The 3767-nt window shown below is 63.8% G+C and carries 4 protein-coding genes and 1 pseudogene; 2 read left to right on the top strand and 3 right to left on the bottom strand.

Annotation, left to right across the window (positions count from 1 at the left end; genetic code table 11):
- Together AC3AYF_RS03720 and AC3AYF_RS03715 are read right to left on the bottom strand one after the other, a co-directional pair.
- A partial coding sequence (locus AC3AYF_RS03720) for a serine hydrolase (protein WP_487779411.1) occupies nucleotides 1–250 on the bottom strand: 250 nt, incomplete at its 3' end.
- Nucleotides 247–1437 (bottom strand): heparan-alpha-glucosaminide N-acetyltransferase domain-containing protein, encoded by a 1191-nt coding sequence (locus AC3AYF_RS03715; RefSeq protein WP_487779410.1) that lies wholly within the window; start codon nucleotides 1435–1437, stop codon nucleotides 247–249. The genes AC3AYF_RS03720 and AC3AYF_RS03715, both read right to left, overlap by 4 nt.
- A gap of 142 nt (nucleotides 1438–1579) precedes the next feature.
- On the opposite strand from AC3AYF_RS03715, the gene apbC reads away from it, so the two are divergent.
- A complete protein-coding gene (gene apbC / locus AC3AYF_RS03710; RefSeq protein WP_295039862.1) occupies nucleotides 1580–2425 on the top strand; it encodes an iron-sulfur cluster carrier protein ApbC in 846 nt (281 codons plus the stop codon).
- Between the two features lie 224 nt (nucleotides 2426–2649).
- Complete coding sequence (gene dcd / locus AC3AYF_RS03705) at nucleotides 2650–3216, top strand: dCTP deaminase (RefSeq protein WP_110708720.1); 567 nt, start codon at nucleotides 2650–2652, stop codon at nucleotides 3214–3216.
- Between the two features lie 138 nt (nucleotides 3217–3354).
- Here dcd and AC3AYF_RS03700 read toward each other — a convergent pair.
- Nucleotides 3355–3767 (bottom strand): annotated as a pseudogene (locus tag AC3AYF_RS03700) (aldo/keto reductase); the annotation flags it as partial.

The following is a 3767-nucleotide window of genomic DNA, read 5'->3' as shown; positions in this document are numbered from 1 at the left end:
CCACCGGGACCTTGACCAGCGAGGCCCAATACCAGCGCTCCGCGTCGCGCCATCCGACTCGTTCTCCGTCATCGAGTCGACGAACGTGAACGCCGATCTCCCCTGCGACCGTGTGGTCGCGATAGCGCTGATCGATCACGGCCAGCTGCTTCTCGAGCCGAGCCTGCCAGGCGTCGGCCAAGGTCGGTGGCGCCCAGAGCAGGATGCTGAGGCACCCGATCAGTACCAGTCGTCGGCGATGACGGATCATGAAGCGCCCCGTCTCGATGTCAGGAAGTGGACCAGTTGGATCCAGCCGGCCGTGGCGGCGATCAGGGCCAGCGTCAGGCCGAGAGCCGTCCAATAGTCGATGTTGTGCCAGTAACCGAGCGCGGTGCGGAACAGCAGGAAGATCACGCTGATATGGAAGATGAACGCCTGCAGGGCATCGCTGCCGATCAGGGTCACCGGCCTGAGCCATGTCGCCAGCGTCTTTCCTCCGACCACGGCGATTGCCAGTAGCGCCAGGGCCCCTCCCAGGCTGAACAGCATGAAGTCGAGAGCCGGCGGGTGCTTCCCGACGTTACGGGCCAGGGCCGCTAGGGTGTCGTCGAGGGTGGGCAGCGCGAGCCAGAAGAACAGCGCGAACAGCGTCGCGGAGGTGGCTATTAGCGAGGCGATCAGGACTCGTCTGACAGCGGGGCTTGCGAAGCCGTAGAGCATCCACTCCCCGATCAGCAGGCCCAGCAGCACCAGGGGGCCGCGTGTCAGTTGTCCCCAGACGTAGTAGTCCGGGTGCTCGACGACCAGCGCCTTGAGCTGCTGCAGCTCCCAGAAATCGAACTCACGAGCGAGCCAGAGGCCGAATCCGGCCATCAGGACCGGGCTGGCCAGTCGGAGCCAACCGGGAAATCGCTTCCATGCGGAGAGGAACCACGGCATCCAGAGCAGGGCGATGGCGTAGAAACCGAGTATCTCGACGAAGCTGGGAAAGCGCTGGTACCGAAGCGCGTCGAGGATATCCGCCGTCGGAAAGAGATGGCTCATCTCGACGATCGTGAGGATCTTGTACCAGATCCAGACGACCACGCCCCGCTTGATCAGGCCCCAGCGTCGGCGCGGCCAGTCCGGCTCTCCCACGCGGGGCAGGAAGACCACGGCCAGGGCGATACCGAACACGATCACGAACAGCGAGGAGGAAAACTTGGTGATCAGATGGATCGGCACAATGCCCCAGTCGGGGAACTGATCGAATGGCAGCAGCCCCTTGATGCCGTGGCTCAGGATCATCAGCACGACGGCGAAACCGCGGGCCAGGTCGATGGCGTCGATCCGGCCGCCGGCCCTTGGCGCCGCGAACGGACCTCGCCACCAGGGAGTGGCGGGCGAGGGCATCACGGCGGAAGAGATCGCGGTGGCGTGAGCCGCGGATTGGCCGGCGAGCGTCGTGGGGCACATCCCTGTGTCTCCAGGCTGTCACGGGGCGCCCGAGCGCGGGCGGATCTCGGATTACTGTACCACCTGCCCGCCGGTACTGCTGGCGTGGCGCGCCAGTAATTCCGACCGCGCCACTAGGGTATCGGCGGCACGTCTCGTTATACTGGGCGCCAAATCATGGTGTGACCGTTGCAAGGAGAGATTCGTGATCGAGGGCATCAAGCATATCGTGGCCGTCGCTTCCGGCAAGGGCGGTGTCGGCAAGTCGACCGTCACCGCCAATCTGGCGTTGGCGATGGCAGCGGAAGGCTACCGCGTGGGCCTTCTCGACGCCGACATCTACGGTCCGAGCCAGGCGCGGATGTTGGGGCTGCCGGAGAACACCCGCCCCGAGGTGATCGACGAGAAGAGCATGAAGCCGGTGATGGCACATGGCATCCAGGCGATGTCGATGGCGTTCATGGTGGATATCAATCAGCCCATGGTGTGGCGTGGGCCGATGGTCTCCGGTGCCTTCCAGCAGCTGCTCAACCAGACGCTGTGGGATGATCTCGACTTCCTGTTCATCGACATGCCGCCGGGCACCGGCGACATCCAGTTGACGCTGGCGCAGAAAGTGCCGGTGGATGGCGCGGTGATCGTCACCACGCCGCAGGACATCGCGCTGCTGGACGCACGCAAGGGCATCGAGATGTTTCGCAAGGTCAACGTGCCGGTGCTGGGCGTGGTGGAGAACATGAGCCTGCACGTCTGTTCGAATTGCGGCCATAGCGAGCCGATCTTCGGCGCCGGTGGGGGCGAGCGCATTGCCGAGCAGTACGGCACCCAGCTGCTGGGCCAGCTTCCGCTGCGGCTGTCGATCCGCGAGCAGGCCGATGGTGGCAAGCCCAGCGTGGTGGCCGAGCCGGATGGCGAGGTCGCCGCCACGTTTCGTGCCATGGCCCGCACGGTCGCCAGCGGTGTCGCCGGACAGGACACCGCTGGCCCCTCGATTTCATTCAGCGACTGATCCCGTTCGGCGCCCGAGCCGCCGCCTGCCTCGTCCTGTCGGGGCTGGCGGCTTCGGGCAGACGCGCCTTCCCGCCATTTTCCGTGAACATTCCCCCCGGGGGCGTTTTCGGGCGCGTCGTTTCCTTCACGGAAGCGGGCCGCTATCATGTCGCCCACCGATAAGTTTCCCCGATGATTTCACGACGTCGTGACGACGTCTGCCCCTGTCTCAAGGACGCCTGCATGAGCATTAAATCCGACAAGTGGATTCGCCGTATGGCGGAGCAGGAGGGCATGATCGAGCCGTTCGAAGCCGATCAGGTCCGCCACGTGAACAACCAGCGCGTGATTTCCTACGGTACGTCCAGCTACGGTTACGATGTGCGCTGCGCCGACGAGTTCAAGGTGTTCACCAATATCCACTCGGCGATTGTCGATCCCAAGGCGTTCGACGAGAAGAGTTTCGTCGACATCAAGGGCGACGCCTGCGTGATCCCTCCCAACTCGTTCGCCCTGGCGCGCACGGTGGAGTATTTCCGTATTCCGCGCAGCGTGCTGACGATCTGTCTGGGCAAGTCGACCTACGCGCGCTGCGGCATCATCGTCAACGTGACGCCGCTGGAGCCGGAGTGGGAAGGGCATGTCACCCTGGAGTTCTCCAATACCACCAATCTGCCGGCTCGGATCTACGCCAACGAAGGCGTGGCGCAGATGCTGTTTCTGGAATCCGACGAGGTCTGCGACGTCTCCTACAAGGATCGCGGCGGCAAGTACATGGGGCAGCGCGGTGTAACGCTACCGCGCACCTGAAAGAACTACCTGCGTTGACAATACTGCGTCAAAAACGGCCTTAAAATGCTCATTTACAAACTCGTAAACTGCGCTTTTTCGGCCGTTTTTTCCTTGTCTTGCCTGCCTCGCTTACGTTCTTCGGTAGTTAGTTGATTATCATGAGGCCGAGCGGTCGTCGGTGCGATTCCTGATGGTCTCGCCGAAGCCGTCCAGAAACGGCTTTTCTGCCGGATCGAGTCGATCCATGCCGGAAACCACGCGATGCCAGTAGGGATAGAGCGGGGCCGGGCGGGTCAGTTTCTCCAGACGTTGATGCTCTTCCTGGCTCAGCTCGAGGTCGGCGGCGGCGAGGTTGTCGCGAAGATGCGCTTCGCTGCGGGCTCCCACGATCAGGGAGGGGACACCGGGGCGGGCCTTCAGCCACGCGAGGCAGGCCCGCGGGATCGAGCAGTCATGGGCCTCGCCGATGGCGGCCAGCGCCTCGATGATGTCGTAGGCGCGCTCCATGTCGTGGACATAGGGCTCCGGCCAGCCGTTGCCCTGACGGGTGTCCGGCGGCGTCTTCTGGC

Source organism: Salinicola sp. (assembly GCF_982684285.1).
This window is presented reverse-complemented; position numbering and strand designations above follow the sequence as displayed.